Raw genomic sequence first — 14,339 nt, 5'->3', positions numbered from 1 at the left:
CCCCGCAACGGCCCCCATCCTGACCCCCATGAAGACCGAGATCAGAGACGCCCGCGACACCGACTGGCCCGCCGTCTGGCCCCTGGTCCGCGACACCGCCGCCGCGGGCCTCACCTACACCTTCCCGCGCGACCTCGACGAGGACACCGCCCGCGGCCTGTGGATGCTCCGCGCCCCCGGCCGCACCGTCGTCGCCACCGACGAGGAAGGCACCGTCCTCGCCACCGCCAAGATGAACCCCAACCACATGGGGCCGGCCTCGCACATCGCCAGTGCGAGCTTCATCGTCTCCCCCGCCGCCGCGGGCCGCGGCCTCGGCCGCGCCCTCGGCGAACACGTCATCGCCTGGGCCCGGGAAGAGGGCTACCGCGCCATCCAGTTCAACGCCGTCGTCGAAACCAACACCCGCGCCGTAGCCCTCTGGAAATCCCTCGGATTCCGCATCATCGGCACCCTGCCCGAGGCGTACCGGCTCCCGGACGGCACCTACACCGGCCTCCACATCATGTACTTGCAGCTCTGAGCCGCGTACTTGCAGCTCTGAGCCGCGTACCGAAGTTCTGAGCCGTCGCACACACCCGAACGGGCCCGGTGGCCGCTAGGCCACCACCCGCATCCCGTGCGCCGTATTGTTCAACCGGCGGCCACCCGACTCCGTGCACACCACAATGTCCTCGATCCGCACCCCGAAACGCCCCGGAAGATAAATTCCCGGCTCGATCGAGAAACACATCCCCGGCACCAGCGGCAGATGCTCGCCCTCCACCAGATACGGCGGCTCGTGCGTCGTCACCCCGATACCGTGCCCCGTACGGTGAATGAAGTATTCGCCGAACCCCGCCGCCCGGATCACCTGCCGCGCGACCCGGTCGATCTCCTGGCACGCCACCCCGGGCCGCACCGCCTCGAACGCCGCCTGCTGCGCCTCGCGCACCACGTCGTGCACCTTGCGCTCCTCGGCCGTCGGCTCCCCCACGTGCACCGTGCGCGTGGTGTCCGAGCCGTAGCCGTCCTTCAGCCCGCCGAAGTCCATGACGACCATGTCGCCCGTCTCGATGACCCGGTCGCCCGCCTCGTGATGCGGATTGGCACCGTTCGGCCCCGACCCGACGATCGTGAAGTCGACCTGGCTGTGGCCGTGCCGGCGCAGCAGCCGCGCCAGGTCGTCCGCCACCTCCTGCTCCCTGCGGCCCGCGAACTGCAGCCCCACCACTTCCTCGTAGGCCGCGTCCGCTGCGGCCCCCGCGGCCGCGAGCCGCTCCACTTCGTAGGCGTCCTTCACCGCCCGCAGCATCGGCATGACCTCGGTGAACGCCCCGTACGACACCTGCGGGCAGGCGCGTTGCAGACCGAGCAGGTGCAGCGCCCAGGCGTTGTCCGAGACGCCGTAGCGGCCGTGCGCGTCGAGCAGCGGGGCCAGCGCCGCGTACGGGTTCTGGCCGTCGCTCCAGCCGGTGACCGACAACAACTGGGCAGCCGGGGAGCGTTCGGCGTCGGGCCGCTCCAGGGCGGGCACGAGCAGGCGCGGCCGCGTGCCGGGCACGATGAGCAGTGCGGTCAACCGCTCGGTGGGGGGCGGGCGGTAGCCCGTGAGCCAGTCCAAGTCGGGGCCCGGTGTGACGATCAGACCGGCCAGGCCGGAGTCGGCGGCCTCGACGGCGGCGCGCTCCAGGCGGGCGGCATAGGCCGGCCCGCCCGCGGCTCCACCGGGCGGGGTCGGGGCGGGGGCGGCGGCATCGCTCATGGGGGCAGAGTAATCCGCACGAAGGCGTCCGGCGCCGCGTTTCTCTACCTCTCGGGTGACACTCCCTCATCCGGCCGGATGAGGACCACCCCGACCCAGGACCGATTTCCCGGCGATTCCGTTGTGGAGGCAATTCAGGGTTGCCTAGCGTGTTCATGCCCGCCTGCCGTCCACCCACCGAAGCGAGCGGGAACCACCTAGCTAGGAGCACCAAGCATGTTCCGACGAGTCGGGCGGTTCGCCGTCCACCGACCATGGCTCACCATCGCCGGCTGGATCCTCGCCGCAGTGGCCCTCAGCCTGCTGGCCCCGGGGCTGAAGTCCACCACCGATGAAACGGAATTCCTTCCTTCGCATTACGAGTCCGTACAGGCGGGCAAACTCCAGGAAAAGGCCTTCCCCAAGACCGAACAACCCTCTGCGATCGTCGTCTTCCAGCGCACCGACGGCGGAAAGCTCACCGACGCCGACCGCGCCGACGTCGCCAAGGTGACCCGCGGCCTGGACGACAAGCACCGCAAGGGCGTCGCCCGCGTCGCCACATCCCCGCAGGCCGTCTCGCCCAACGGCGAGATCGCCCTCGCCAACGTCGTCGCGACCGACCGCAACTCCCAGGACGGCACCCTCCCCCAGGCTGTCAAGGACCTCCGCGAGGACGCCAAGGGCCTGCTGGACGGCACCCACCTGAAAGCCGGCTTCACCGGTCAGGCGGCCACCAACCTCGACGCCAAGGAGTCCTCCGGCGACACCGACTCGATGATCATGTCGGCCACGCTCCTGCTGATCGTCGTCCTGCTGCTGGTCATCTTCCGCAGCCCGCTGATAGCGCTGATGCCCGTCCTCATCATCGCCCTCGTCTTCGCCGTCGCCCTCGGCCTCATCGGAACCGCCGCCCACCTCGGCGGGCTCAAGGCCGACAACTCCATCTCCGCCATCCTCATCGTCGTCCTCTTCGGCGTCGGCACCGACTACATCCTCTTCCTCCTCTTCCGCTACCGCGAAGAGCTGCGCGCCGGGCAGCAGCCCAAGGAGGCCCTGACCAACGCCGTCGCCCGCGTCGGCGAGACCATCGCCTCCGCCGCCGGCGCCGTCATCGTCGCCTTCCTCGCCCTCCTCCTGTCCACCATGGGCATGATGCAGGCGATGGGCCCCTCCCTCGCCATCGCCGTCGGCGTGACCCTCGTGGCGGCCCTGACCCTCGTCCCGGCCGTCTTCTCCCTCCTCGGCACCAAGGCCTTCTGGCCCTCCAAGGCCTGGAAGAAGCGGCCCCGCAACCGCGTCTCGAACGGCCTCGGCTCGCTCGTCGCGCGCCGCCCCGCCGCCATCGCCACGCTCTCCGCCGCCGTCCTGGCCGTCCTCGCCGTCGGCGCCCTCAGCTTCAAGGCCGAGTTCGACACCGACAGCCAGCTCCCGCAGAAGCTGGAATCCGTGCAGGCCATGAAGGACCTCCAGCGCGGCTTCTCCGCCGGCCAGTCCGACCCGGCCATGGTCTACGTGCAGTCGCGCGGCGGCGCGCTCGACAAGGGCGCCCTCGGCACGTACAAGAAGGACCTCGCCGGGATCGACGGCGTCGGCGCCGTCTCCGACCCGGTCCTCAGCCCCGACGGCACCGTCGCCCAGTACAGCGTCGTCCTCAAGTACCGCCCCACCGAGGACAAGGCCATCGACCTCGCCGGCGGCCCGCTCCGCGACAGCGCCCACAAGGCCGCGCCCGACGGCGCCAAGGCCTACGTCGGCGGCACCTCCGCCGTCCTCGCCGACGTGGAGAACGCCGTCAACCACGACTACAAGCTCGTCTTCCCCATCGCCGGGCTCGCGATCATGGTCATCCTGGGCCTGCTGCTCCGCAGCCTCGTCGCCCCGCTCTACCTGATGGCCGCCGTCGCCCTCGGCTTCGGCGCCACGCTCGGCTCGACCGTGTGGCTCTTCCAGGACCTGCAGCACAAGCCCGGCCTGCTGTTCATGCTGCCGGTCATCGTCTACCTCTTCGTCGTCGCCATCGGCACCGACTACAACATCCTCATGGTCGCCCGCCTGCGCGAGGAGGTCCGGCGCGGCGTCCCGGCCCGCGAGGCCATCCGGACCGCCGTCGCCCGCTCGGCCCCCACCATCGCCTCCGCCGCGATCATCCTCGCCGGCACCTTCGGGGTCCTCCTGCTCGCCGACAACTCGATGCTCCAGCAGATGGGCTTCGCGGTCGCCTTCGGCATACTGCTGACGGCCTTCGTGATGGCCATGCTCCTCGTCCCGACGGTCACGTCCCTCCTGGGCCACAAGGCCTGGTGGCCGGGCCACCAGGACGCCCCGCGGACCGCGCCCGCCGCCGGGCCCCTCCCGGCCCAGGGCCAGGGCCGCCACCGCGCGGCGGACGAGGAAGTGCGGAGCTAAGACGTACGCAACCGCAAAGGCGAACGGCCCTCCGTGATCTTCCACGGAGGGCCGTTCTCTGCGCTTACTTGCGCTTTCCTGAGCCGCCTGTCGGATTCGAACCGACGACCCTCGCTTTACAAGAGCGACGCTCTGGCCAACTGAGCTAAGGCGGCCTGACGTGCACGGATACCACCCGCGAACGCGGCTCCACTCTACACAGCGGCCCGTTCGGCCAGCCACAGGCTTACGGCCCGGGGCAGGCGCTCCGGCAGCACCACACCCCGGAACTGCTGACAGAAGGCGCCTGCCCGGGTACCGTCACCACCAACCCGGTCCAATTGGACTGGACCACTCCCTCTACAACGGATCGTCCGGCACGTTCCTGCCGGTGAAGGGACTGCATCACCATGGCCACGGTCACGTACGACAAGGCGACCCGGATCTATCCCGGGGCCGACAAGCCCGCCGTCGATCAGCTCGACATCGCCATCGAGGACGGTGAGTTCCTCGTCCTGGTCGGCCCGTCCGGGTGCGGGAAGTCGACCTCGCTGCGGATGCTCGCGGGGCTGGAGGACGTCAACGGAGGATCGATCCGGATCGGGGACCGGGACGTCACCCACCTGCCGCCGAAGGACCGGGACATCGCCATGGTGTTCCAGAACTACGCGCTCTACCCGCACATGACCGTCGCCGACAACATGGGCTTCGCACTGAAGATCGCGGGCGTACCCAAGTCGGAGATCCGCCAGAAGGTCGAGGACGCGGCGAAGATCCTCGACCTCACCGAGTACCTGGGCCGCAAGCCGAAGGCGCTCTCGGGCGGTCAGCGCCAGCGCGTCGCGATGGGCCGGGCGATCGTGCGCGAGCCGCAGGTGTTCCTGATGGACGAGCCGCTGTCGAACCTCGACGCGAAGCTGCGCGTGCAGACGCGCACCCAGATCGCGGGGCTGCAGCGCCGGCTCGGCATCACCACCGTCTACGTCACCCACGACCAGGTCGAGGCCATGACGATGGGCGACCGCGTCGCGGTCCTCAAGGACGGGCTGCTGCAGCAGGTCGACACGCCGCGCAACATGTACGACCGGCCGGCGAACCTGTTCGTCGCCGGGTTCATCGGCTCCCCGGCCATGAACCTGGTCGAGGTGCCGGTGACCGACGGCGGCGTGAAGTTCGGCAACAGCGTCGTCCCGGTCTCCCGCGAGGCGCTCGCCGGAACGGGCGAGGGTGACCGCACGGTCACGGTGGGTGTCCGCCCCGAGCACTTCGACGTGGTCGAACAGAACGGCGAGACGGCCCGGTCGCTCGGCAAGGAGTCCAAGGACGCCCCGGCCGGCCTCGCGGTCACCGTCAACGTCGTGGAGGAGCTCGGCGCCGACGGATACGTGTACGGCACGGCCGAGGTCGGCGGCGAACGGAAGGACCTCGTCGTCCGCGTGAACGGCCGCAACGTGCCCGAGAAGGGCTCCATCCTGCACGTCGTCCCGCGCCCGGGTGAGCTGCACGTCTTCTCGACCTCCTCCGGCGAGCGGCTGAGCGACTGAGCGACTGAGCCGGCCGATCCCGTACGAAACCTCCGCCCCCGTGCCGCCGAACGGCCGGGGGCGGGGTGTTTTTCGGGGCGAAGCCGCATCGGCCGCCGTTTTCCCCGGCAGACCGCCCTTTTCGAGCGGCGTGCGTCAACCCGGCGTTCCACCGCACCCCCAGACGCATCCCTCGACCGGGTGACTAGATGTCGCGGCGTCATTACCCCTCGCTACCATCTGCGGCATGAACCAGGCCGCCCGCCACATCGGCAGAACCCTTGCCTTCGTACTCCCCGTCGTTCTCGTCCTTTCGGGAACCCTCGCGGTGACCCGCGTCCCGTGGGCCGCGCCTGCCGATTCGCAGGTGCTCACCGCGTCCTCCAACACCGCCTCCACCCAGGCCCGCGGCCTCGCCCCGCACGAGGTGCTGCGCGACAAGCTGCTGACCGAGATGCAGGAGAAGAACCCGGGCGTCGCGCTCACCCACCTCCAGCAGGCCGTCAACGGCCGCCCCTCGCTGGCCCGGCACTGCGTCGAGATCGCACGCAGCCTCGGCCGCGCGGCGGTCGCCAAGTACGGCCCCAAGCAGGCCCAGAGCTTCGCCCGGCCCGTCTGCGACACCTCGTACGCCTCCGGCGTCCAGGCCCGCTGACCGCCGCAAGGGGGCACGGCCGCCGCGGCACCGCCGGTCCGCCCGCGGACGGCACCGCATATCGTGCGGGGCATGACCGGCACGCACGCGTATCCGTACCCCACCCAAGCCGTGATCCTGGCCGGCGGCCAGGGGTCGCGGCTGCGCCCGTACACCGACGACCGACCCAAGCCGATGGTCGAGATCCCCGGCACCGGGACCCCGATCATCGGCCATCAGCTGGCCTGGCTGGCCGCCGAGGGCGTCACCGACGCCGTGGTCTCGTGCGGCCATCTGGCGGAGGTCCTTGAGGACTGGCTCGTGTCGGCCGACCTCCCGCTGCGGGTGACGACCGTCGTCGAGAAGGAGCCGCTCGGCCGGGGCGGCGGCCTGAAGTTCGCGGCGGCCTCGCTGCCCCACCCCGACCGGCCCTGGTACGCCACCAACGGCGACATCTGGACCCGCTTCTCGCTGCGCGAGATGGCCGCCTTCCACCACGAGCGTGACGCGGCGGCCACCCTGGCCCTGGCCCGGCCCCGCATCCCCTGGGGGGCCGTCGAGACCGACGAGTTCGGACACGTCCTGGACTTCATCGAGTCCCCGCCCTCCCCGTATCTGATCAACGCGGGCGTCTACGTCTTCTCCGCCGCCTTCACGGACCTGCTGCCGGACCGCGGGGACCACGAGCGCACGACGTTCCCCCGGCTGGCGCGCGAGCGGCGCCTCGCGGGCTACCCGCTGCCGCACGGCGCGTACTGGCGGGCCATCGACACGGCGAAGGACCTCACGGAGGCGGCGAAGGAGCTGGCCGGCACGTAAGGCCTCCGGCGGGTTCGGTTTCGCCGCAACGGCGACGGCCCCGCACCTTCCCGGTGCGGGGCCGTCGCCGTCGAGCGGTCCGTCAGCCCAGGAGGCCTCCCAGCGCCCCCGTGCTGCCGCTGGACGAGCCGCCCGAGGACGTGCCGCCCGTGCTGCTCGACGTGCTGCCCGAGCCGCTGGAGGCCGACGAGCCGCCGCCCGAGGGGCTGCGCGGCGCGGCCGGCGGGGCCTGGTGGCGCGGGGTCTGCGGGGCCGGGCGGACGCCCTGGCTGGCGCCGGGGCGGCCGGCGGTGCCCGCCGCGGCGCCCGTGGGGGTGCGGGCGGCGCCGGGCGCGGCCGGGGCCGTCGCGGACGGCGTCGCCGGGTGCGTGCCGGGGGCCGTGGGCGTGGGGGTGCCGGCGGCCGAGGGGCCGCGGGTGCCGCCGCGCGGCGTGGCGACGGCGGGGCTCTGCGGGTCCGGCGAGCCCGGCAGGTTGTTGACCGGGGGGTCGCTGGGGCCGGGGACCTTGACGGTCTGGGAGGAGCGGACGGCGCCGCCGAGCGTGGAGCCGACCAGCAGGGTGAGGCCGATGACGACCGTGGCCATGATCGTGCCGCGGCGCAGGACGCGCCGCCGCAGGTCCCACAGCTCGGCACGGGGGCCGAGGCGGCGCCAGGCCTCGCCGGCGAGCCGCCCGTCGATGGAGTAGAAGGGCGCCCCGGCGATCACGAGGGGGCTCCAGGCGGCCAGGTAGATGATGTCGGGCGCGTCGTAGACGGGGGCGCTGCGCCAGCTGACGGTGACGAGCAGGACGGCGGACAGGAGCACGCCGACGGAGGCGGCGAGGCGCTGCCAGAGGCCGAGGATGGTGAGGACGCCGACGACGACCTGGAGGAAGGCGACGGTGAGGCCGACGCCGACGGGGTGGCTGAGGGCGAAGTCGCGCAGGGGGGCGGCGGCGGGCCAGGGGTGGAGGGCCGTGAGCCAGGCGACCATGGAGCCGCGCTTGCCGCCGTCGAAGTAGCCGGGGTCGCAGAGCTTGCCCATGCCGGCGTAGATGGAGATCAGGCCGAGGAAGATCCGCAGGGGCAGCAGGACGACGCCGAGGTTCATCCGGCGGCCGGGATAGTAGGCGTGGCGGACGGAGTCGCCGTGGCGCTTGGCGGCGCTCTCGTCGTCGGCGCCCTCGGCGCCCTCTTCGTCGTACTCGGCGTCGTAGCCGTCGGGGTCGTCCGGGCCGGCGAACTGCGGGTAGCGGTACTGATCTTCGTCGTACGCGCTGCCGGTGGGGCGGACGCCGTGCAGGAGCTGCGTCTCGGGGCCGACGGGGTCGACGAGCTCTCCGGGGCGGGTGCGCTCGCCGTGGGTGCGGGGGCCGACGACGGAGGGGGGCTGGTCGTCGACGCGGATGCGGGGCAGCACCTGCGTGGATCCGGCGTCGGTGACGGCGGAGTCCCGTACGGCCTGGAGGAGTTCGGTGGGCGCCGCGTCGCCGGGTGCGGCCCGCCCGCTCCACACCACGGGAGCGCGCCGTTTGGGCGTGCTCTTGACGGTGGGCAGCTGCGCCGTGTCGGCGATGCCTGCGTACTGGCGGGCGACGCGCGGGGGCCGGGCGAGCTGCACGCGGAAACTCACGTGGTTGACGGCGATCTGCGCCGGGTCGGACGGAACCTTCACCGTACTCAGCGCGGGCTGGTCGTCGTACCCGGAAGAGCTTCCCCCCGTGGGTGTGCGGGGTGTTCTGGTGTCCACACTCATCTAACCGAGTGACTTCTGATTAGGACACTGCCTTGACCGACTCGAACTGTCCGGGTCGCGTCAACACACCCCGCCAGCTGTCTCCTTATGCGCAGGAAGGGCCGGTGGACCGGCCCTTCCTGCGCGTGAGGAGAGCTGCAGAAGAGTTTTTTCTCAGGCGCGGCGGCGGGCGGCCTCGTAGAGCACGACGCCCGCGGCGACGCCGGCGTTGAGGGACTCGGCGCCGCCCGGCATCGGGATGCGCACGCGGTAGTCACAGGTCTCGCCGACGAGGCGGGACAGGCCCTTGCCCTCGCTGCCGACGACGATGACGACCGGGCCTTCGAGGGCGTCGAGCTCGTGCAGCTCGACGTCGCCGTCGGCGGCGAGGCCGACGACCATCAGGCCTTCCTTCTGGTACGACTCCAGCATCCGCGTCATGTTGGTGGCGCGGGCGACGGGGGTGCGGGCGGCGGTGCCGGCGGAGGTCTTCCAGGCGCTGGCGGTCATGCCGGCCGCGCGGCGCTCGGGGACGACGACGCCGTGGCCGCCGAAGGCGGAGACGGAGCGGACGACGGCGCCGAGGTTGCGCGGGTCGGTGATGCCGTCGAGGGCGACGATCAGGGGGTCCTCGCCGTCGTCGAAGGCGGCGGCGGTGAGGTCCTCGGGGTGCGCGTAGTCGTAGGGCGGGACCGACAGGACGAGGCCCTGGTGGTTGAGCCCGTTGGTCATGCGGTCGAGCTCGGGGCGGGGGGCCTCCATGAGGTTGAGGCCCTTTTCCGTGGCGAGCTGGAGCGCCTCGCGGACGCGCTCGTCGTTGTCCAGGTACTGCTGGACGTAGAGCGTCTTGGCGGGCACGCCCTCGCGCAGCGCCTCGACGACGGAGTTGCGGCCGACGACGAGCTCGTTGGGTCCCTTGGGGCCGCCGCGGCGCGGGGCCGGGCGGCGGGCGGCCTGCTTGGCCTGGGCGTTGGCGAGGCGGTTCTTCTTGTGTCCCTTGCGCATGCTTGCGGGTGGGGTCGGGCCCTTGCCCTCCAGGCCCCGGCGCCGCTGGCCGCCGCTGCCGACCGTCGCGCCCTTCTTGTTGGACGTGCGACGGTTCCTGCGCTGGCTGTTGCCGGCCATGGGGTCACCTGACTTCTTTTTCCCTGCCGTCCTGGCTCCGCGGGGCCCTGACGGGCCTTGCGGGCTTCGGACGGCTGCGCCGGACCCGGTCCGGCGGTTGCCTACTACGTACGTACGAAAAGTGTCCCTCAGGACAGCGACCAGCGCGGTCCGGACGGGGTGTCCTCGATGGCGAGGCCGGCGTGCTGGAGCTGGTCGCGGATGGCGTCGGCGGCGGCCCAGTCCTTGCGGGCGCGGGCGGCCTGGCGCTGGTCGAGGACGAGGCGGACGAGGGAGTCCACGACGCCGTGGAGGTCGTCGCCGCGGGAGGCGGAGGCGTCGGCCCACTGCTCGTCGAGCGGGTCGAGGCCGAGGACGCCGAGCATGGCGCGGACCTCCGCCAGGCGGGCGACGGCGGACTCCTTGTCGTCCGCGGTGAGGGCGGAGTTGCCCTGGCGGACGGTGGTGTGGACCACTGCCAGCGCCTGGGGCACGCCGAAGTCGTCGTCCATGGCCTCGGCGAAGGCGGGCGGGACCTCGTCGGCGGGCTCCACGGTCTTGCCGGCGAGCTCGGTGGCGCGCTGCATGAAGCCTTCGATCCGCGCGAACGCGGCCTCGGCCTCGCGCAGGGCCTCCTCGCTGTACTCGATCATCGAGCGGTAGTGCGGGGTGCCGAGGTAGTAGCGCAGGACGATGGGGCGCCAGTGCTTGACCATCTCGGAGACGAGGACGGAGTTGCCGAGGGACTTCGACATCTTCTCGCCGCTCATGGTGACCCAGGCGTTGTGCACCCAGTACGAGGCGAAGTCGTCGCCGAAGGCCTTGGCCTGGGCGATCTCGTTCTCGTGGTGCGGGAAGATCAGGTCGAGGCCGCCGCCGTGGATGTCGAAGGACTCGCCCAGGTACTTGTGCGCCATGGCCGAGCACTCCAGGTGCCAGCCGGGGCGGCCGCGGCCCCAGGGGGTCTCCCAGGAGGGCTCGCCGGGCTTGGCGGCCTTCCACATGGCGAAGTCGCGGGGGTCGCGCTTGCCGGTCTCGCCCTCGCCGGAGGGCTGGAGGAGATTGTCCAGCTCCTGGTTGGAGAGCTGGAGGTAGCCGGGGAAGGAGCGGACGTCGAAGTAGACGTTGCCGTCGGCGGCGTACGCGTGGCCGCGCTCGATCAGCCCGCGCATCATCTCGATCATCTCCGGCACGTGGCCGGTGGCGCGCGGCTCGACGGTGGGCGGCAGGCAGCCGAGGACGTCGTAGCCGCTGTTGAAGGCGCGCTCGTTCTCGTAGCCGATCGCCCACCAGGGGCGGCCCTGGTCGCCGGCCTTGGCGAGGATCTTGTCGTCGATGTCCGTGACGTTGCGCACGAACGTGACGTCGTAGCCGCGGTAGGTGAACCAGCGGCGCATGATGTCGAAGTTCAGGCCGGAGCGGATGTGGCCGATGTGCGGGGCGGCCTGCACGGTCGCGCCACACAGGTAGATCGAGACGCAGCCCGGAGTGAGCGGGGAGAAGTCGCGGATCTGCCGGGCGCTGGTGTCGTACAGGCGAATGGTCACGCAACCAGAGTAGTGGGCGTTGGGCAGTGCCCCCGGCAGCCGGGGCCACGTAAGGGCTGGAACGCGGGGTTCCGAGGGAGATCGGCGGCTCTTGCCGGTTATCTCCTTAATACGACCTAATACGGTCCAATACGGCAAAAGTACAGATCTGCGTGATAGCTTCCCGGGCACCGCCTCACCTCCGTCCCGCGGAGGGGCGTTCATCTCCTGGAGGGGCCGTTTGCACCCGATGCACCCGACCCTGCCCGTGCAGCACGACGGAAGCCGCGGGCGCGCCCGGCTGGCCGCGCTGGACGGGCTGCGGCTGTGCGCGGCGCTGATGGTGGTGGCCTACCACTACGTGGCGTTCGGCAGCGGGGCGTGGGCCCGGCCGCCGGCTAAGGCCTTCCCGACCGCTCACGTGCCGGCCTCCTACGGGTGGCTGGGGGTGCAGCTGTTCTTCCTGATCAGCGGCTTCGTGATCTGCATGAGCTGCTGGGGGCGGGGGCCCGGCGAGTTCGCCGTGTCGCGCGTCACCCGGCTCTTCCCCGCGTACTGGTTCTCGGTACTGGCCGTGGCCCTCGTCGTCTGCCTGTGGCCGGTGGCGGACGAAACCCTCCGTTCGCGGGATGTCGCCGTCAACCTGACCATGCTCCAGTCCCCCCTGGGGGTGGATGCCGTCGACGGCGTGTACTGGACGCTGTGGGTCGAGCTCCGCTTCTACCTGCTCTTCTCGCTCGTCGTCGCCGGGAAGGGGCTCACGTACGCGCGGGCGGTCGGCTTCTGCGTGGTCTGGGGCTTCGCGGCGGCCGTCGCGGCGGCGGTGGACGAGCCGCTGCTCGACCAGGTGCTGCTGCCGGACGACTGCTGGTACTTCATCGCGGGCATCGCCTTCTACCTCATGCACCGCCACCGCCCGAACCTCGTGCTGTGGCTGCTGGTCGCCGGGTGCTTCCTCGTCGCGCAGCACACCCTGGTGGAGGCGCAGGGGCGGGCGGAGGCCCACATGGGCCACCGCGTGCCGCACTGGCCGACGGCGGTGCTGCTGGCCGTCTTCTTCGCCGCCATGGCCGCGGTCGCGCTCGGCTGGACCCACCGCCTGAACCAGCGGTGGCTGACCGCGGCGGGCGCGCTGACCTATCCCCTCTATCTGATCCACGAGCGGGTGGGCTGGCTGGTGATCCGGCGGACGGCCGGCGGCGTGCGGCCGGCCGTGCTGCTGCCCGCGCTGCTGGCGGGGATGCTGCTGACCGCGTGGCTGGTGCACCGCCTGGTGGAGCGGCCGCTGGCGGGGATGCTGCGGCGGGGGCTGCTGCGGGCGGCGGCGGAGATCCGCTCCGGCCTGCCCGGCGCACCGCACCCCCTCCCGCCTGCGGACTCGCCGGGCTCACCACAAGATCGTCACAAGATCACCCCGGAGCCGTTCCAGGCCGGGGGTTGGAATTACGGCAGAGACAGGAGATAACTGTCACGGCGGGCCGGGGGGTCCTTGTGTCAGCATGCCCGCGGTCGGCCCTCGTAGGATGAGCCGACCTGAGCCGATGGAGAGGACCACATGCGTTTCGCCAGCCGAGGAGATCTCGATGGCGGCCTGGCAGCAGCCGGACGGAAACCGGCCGCTCCCAGGCTCTACGTCCTGGACGGGCTCCGGATCGTCGCGGCCCTCATGGTCGTCTTCTTCCACTACGTGGCCCTGCGCGGCGGCTGGGGCGAGGACCCCGAGCACATCTTCCCCAACCTGTGGAAGTTCGCGCAGTACGGCTGGACCGGCGTCGAGGTCTTCTTCCTCATCAGCGGCTTCGTGATCTGCATGAGCACGTGGGGACGGTCCCTCGGCGACTTCTTCGTCTCCCGGGTGACCCGGGTCTATCCCGCCTACTGGGTGGCGATCTTCCTGACCGCCGCGGTCGTCTCGCTGTGGCCGCAGGTGCGGCAGATCAACGGCGGCTTCGAGGGCGTCCTCACCAACCTGACGATGCTCCAGTCGGGGCTCGGGGTCTGGGACGTCGACGGCGTCTACTGGACGCTCTTCATCGAGCTGAAGTTCTACGTAATGTTCGCGGTCGTGGTGGCCACGGGCGTGACGTACCGCAAGTGCGTCCTCTTCTGCGCCGTGTGGACGGTGGTCGCGCTGGCCTCGGTCCAGGCGGACATCAAGGTCCTCGACCAGTGGGCCATGCCGCTCTACCAGCCGTACTTCGTCGCGGGCATCGCCTTCTACCTGATGTACCGCTACCGCCCCACCGCCCTGCTCTGGGGCATCACCGCCATGTCGCTGCTCCTCGCGGAGCACCACATCACCAAGCGCGTCGCGGACAACACCACGCACAACATCCCCGCCTGGCCCGCCCGGGTGATCGTCTTCGTCGCGTTCGTCCTCATGGCGCTGATCGCGTGCGGTGTGTTCAACCGGATCCAGTGGCGCTGGCTGTCCACGGCGGGCGCGCTCACCTACCCGCTGTACCTGCTCCACCAGTACATCGGCATGACGGTCATCTACGGTCTGCGCGACCGCGTCCCCCGTCATCTGCTGGTCGCCGGCCTGGTCCTGGTGATGCTCTGCGCGGCCTGGCTGATGCACAAGTTCGTCGAGAAACCGCTGAGCACCAAGCTGCGCACGTGGCTGCGCGCCAGCCTGGACGAGATGCGGCAGCACACCCCGCGCAAGGGGGCGCCGGCCAAGGCCGCGGCCGCGCCGGTGGCCGCGCCGGTGGCTCCGTCCGCGGTTCCCGAGCAGCACGCCGGGCGCGAGGAGGCCCGCGAGGGCGCGGCGGTCGCGCAGCGGCTGCGGGCGTACGAGACGGGCACGTACGAGCAGCCGGCGGGCGACAAGGTGATCGTGGGCCGGCCGGACGGGGTCTGAGCCGGGACGGATCTGTGGCGGAGGGGGCGGCCCGTACGGGCC

General features: G+C 71.4%; 11 protein-coding genes and 1 tRNA gene. 7 read left to right on the top strand and 5 right to left on the bottom strand.

The window, feature by feature from the left end; all coding sequences use genetic code 11:
- Window positions 1-28 precede the first annotated feature (28 nt).
- Window positions 29-523 carry an N-acetyltransferase family protein gene (locus tag ACSNOH_RS27295; protein ID WP_436724082.1) on the top strand — a complete coding sequence of 165 codons (495 nt, stop codon included), beginning with the start codon at window positions 29-31 and terminating at the stop codon, window positions 521-523.
- 75 nt (window positions 524-598) lie between these two features.
- Here ACSNOH_RS27295 and ACSNOH_RS27290 read toward each other — a convergent pair whose 3' ends face one another.
- The gene (locus ACSNOH_RS27290; RefSeq protein WP_436724080.1) at window positions 599-1,744 is read right to left on the bottom strand and encodes an aminopeptidase P family protein; all 1,146 of its coding nucleotides are present in this window, start codon (window positions 1,742-1,744) and stop codon (window positions 599-601) included.
- Window positions 1,745-1,960: 216 nt separating this feature from the next.
- On the opposite strand from ACSNOH_RS27290, the gene ACSNOH_RS27285 reads away from it, so the two are divergent.
- On the top strand, window positions 1,961-4,132 hold the full coding sequence (locus ACSNOH_RS27285; protein WP_436724079.1) for an MMPL family transporter: 2,172 nt from the start codon (window positions 1,961-1,963) through the stop codon (window positions 4,130-4,132).
- An 81-nt stretch (window positions 4,133-4,213) separates the two neighbouring features.
- Here ACSNOH_RS27285 and ACSNOH_RS27280 read toward each other — a convergent pair.
- Window positions 4,214-4,287 (bottom strand) — tRNA-Thr (locus ACSNOH_RS27280).
- A gap of 234 nt (window positions 4,288-4,521) precedes the next feature.
- Between ACSNOH_RS27280 and ACSNOH_RS27275 the strand changes: the two genes are divergently transcribed.
- From ACSNOH_RS27275 to ACSNOH_RS27265, 3 genes are all read left to right on the top strand, one after another.
- Window positions 4,522-5,655, top strand: coding sequence for an ABC transporter ATP-binding protein (locus ACSNOH_RS27275; protein WP_436724078.1), 1,134 nt, complete (start codon window positions 4,522-4,524; stop codon window positions 5,653-5,655).
- Window positions 5,656-5,881: 226 nt separating this feature from the next.
- A complete protein-coding gene (locus ACSNOH_RS27270) occupies window positions 5,882-6,289 on the top strand; it encodes a hypothetical protein (RefSeq protein WP_359107381.1) in 408 nt (135 codons plus the stop codon).
- Window positions 6,290-6,361: 72 nt separating this feature from the next.
- Window positions 6,362-7,087, top strand: a complete 726-nt coding sequence (locus ACSNOH_RS27265; RefSeq protein WP_436724077.1) for a nucleotidyltransferase family protein — start codon at window positions 6,362-6,364, stop codon at window positions 7,085-7,087.
- Between the two features lie 82 nt (window positions 7,088-7,169).
- On the opposite strand, the gene ACSNOH_RS27260 is transcribed toward ACSNOH_RS27265, so the two are convergent.
- From ACSNOH_RS27260 to cysS, 3 genes are all read right to left on the bottom strand, one after another.
- On the bottom strand, window positions 7,170-8,825 hold the full coding sequence (locus tag ACSNOH_RS27260) for a DoxX family membrane protein (RefSeq protein WP_436724076.1): 1,656 nt from the start codon (window positions 8,823-8,825) through the stop codon (window positions 7,170-7,172).
- A 153-nt stretch (window positions 8,826-8,978) separates the two neighbouring features.
- Complete coding sequence (rlmB, locus tag ACSNOH_RS27255) at window positions 8,979-9,929, bottom strand: 23S rRNA (guanosine(2251)-2'-O)-methyltransferase RlmB (protein WP_436724075.1); 951 nt, start codon at window positions 9,927-9,929, stop codon at window positions 8,979-8,981.
- 128 nt (window positions 9,930-10,057) lie between these two features.
- The gene (gene cysS / locus ACSNOH_RS27250) at window positions 10,058-11,455 is read right to left on the bottom strand and encodes a cysteine--tRNA ligase (RefSeq protein WP_436724074.1); all 1,398 of its coding nucleotides are present in this window, start codon (window positions 11,453-11,455) and stop codon (window positions 10,058-10,060) included.
- A 229-nt stretch (window positions 11,456-11,684) separates the two neighbouring features.
- On the opposite strand from cysS, the gene ACSNOH_RS27245 reads away from it, so the two are divergent.
- Both ACSNOH_RS27245 and ACSNOH_RS27240 read left to right on the top strand, forming a co-directional pair.
- Entirely contained in the window at window positions 11,685-12,899 is a 1,215-nt protein-coding gene (locus tag ACSNOH_RS27245; RefSeq protein ID WP_436724081.1) for an acyltransferase family protein, read from the top strand.
- 90 nt (window positions 12,900-12,989) lie between these two features.
- The gene (locus tag ACSNOH_RS27240; RefSeq protein WP_436724073.1) at window positions 12,990-14,297 is read left to right on the top strand and encodes an acyltransferase family protein; all 1,308 of its coding nucleotides are present in this window, start codon (window positions 12,990-12,992) and stop codon (window positions 14,295-14,297) included.
- The last annotated feature ends 42 nt before the right edge of the window (window positions 14,298-14,339 follow it).

This window comes from Streptomyces sp. URMC 127 (assembly GCF_051386535.1).
Taxonomy (GTDB): domain Bacteria; phylum Actinomycetota; class Actinomycetes; order Streptomycetales; family Streptomycetaceae; genus Streptomyces.
This window is presented reverse-complemented; position numbering and strand designations above follow the sequence as displayed.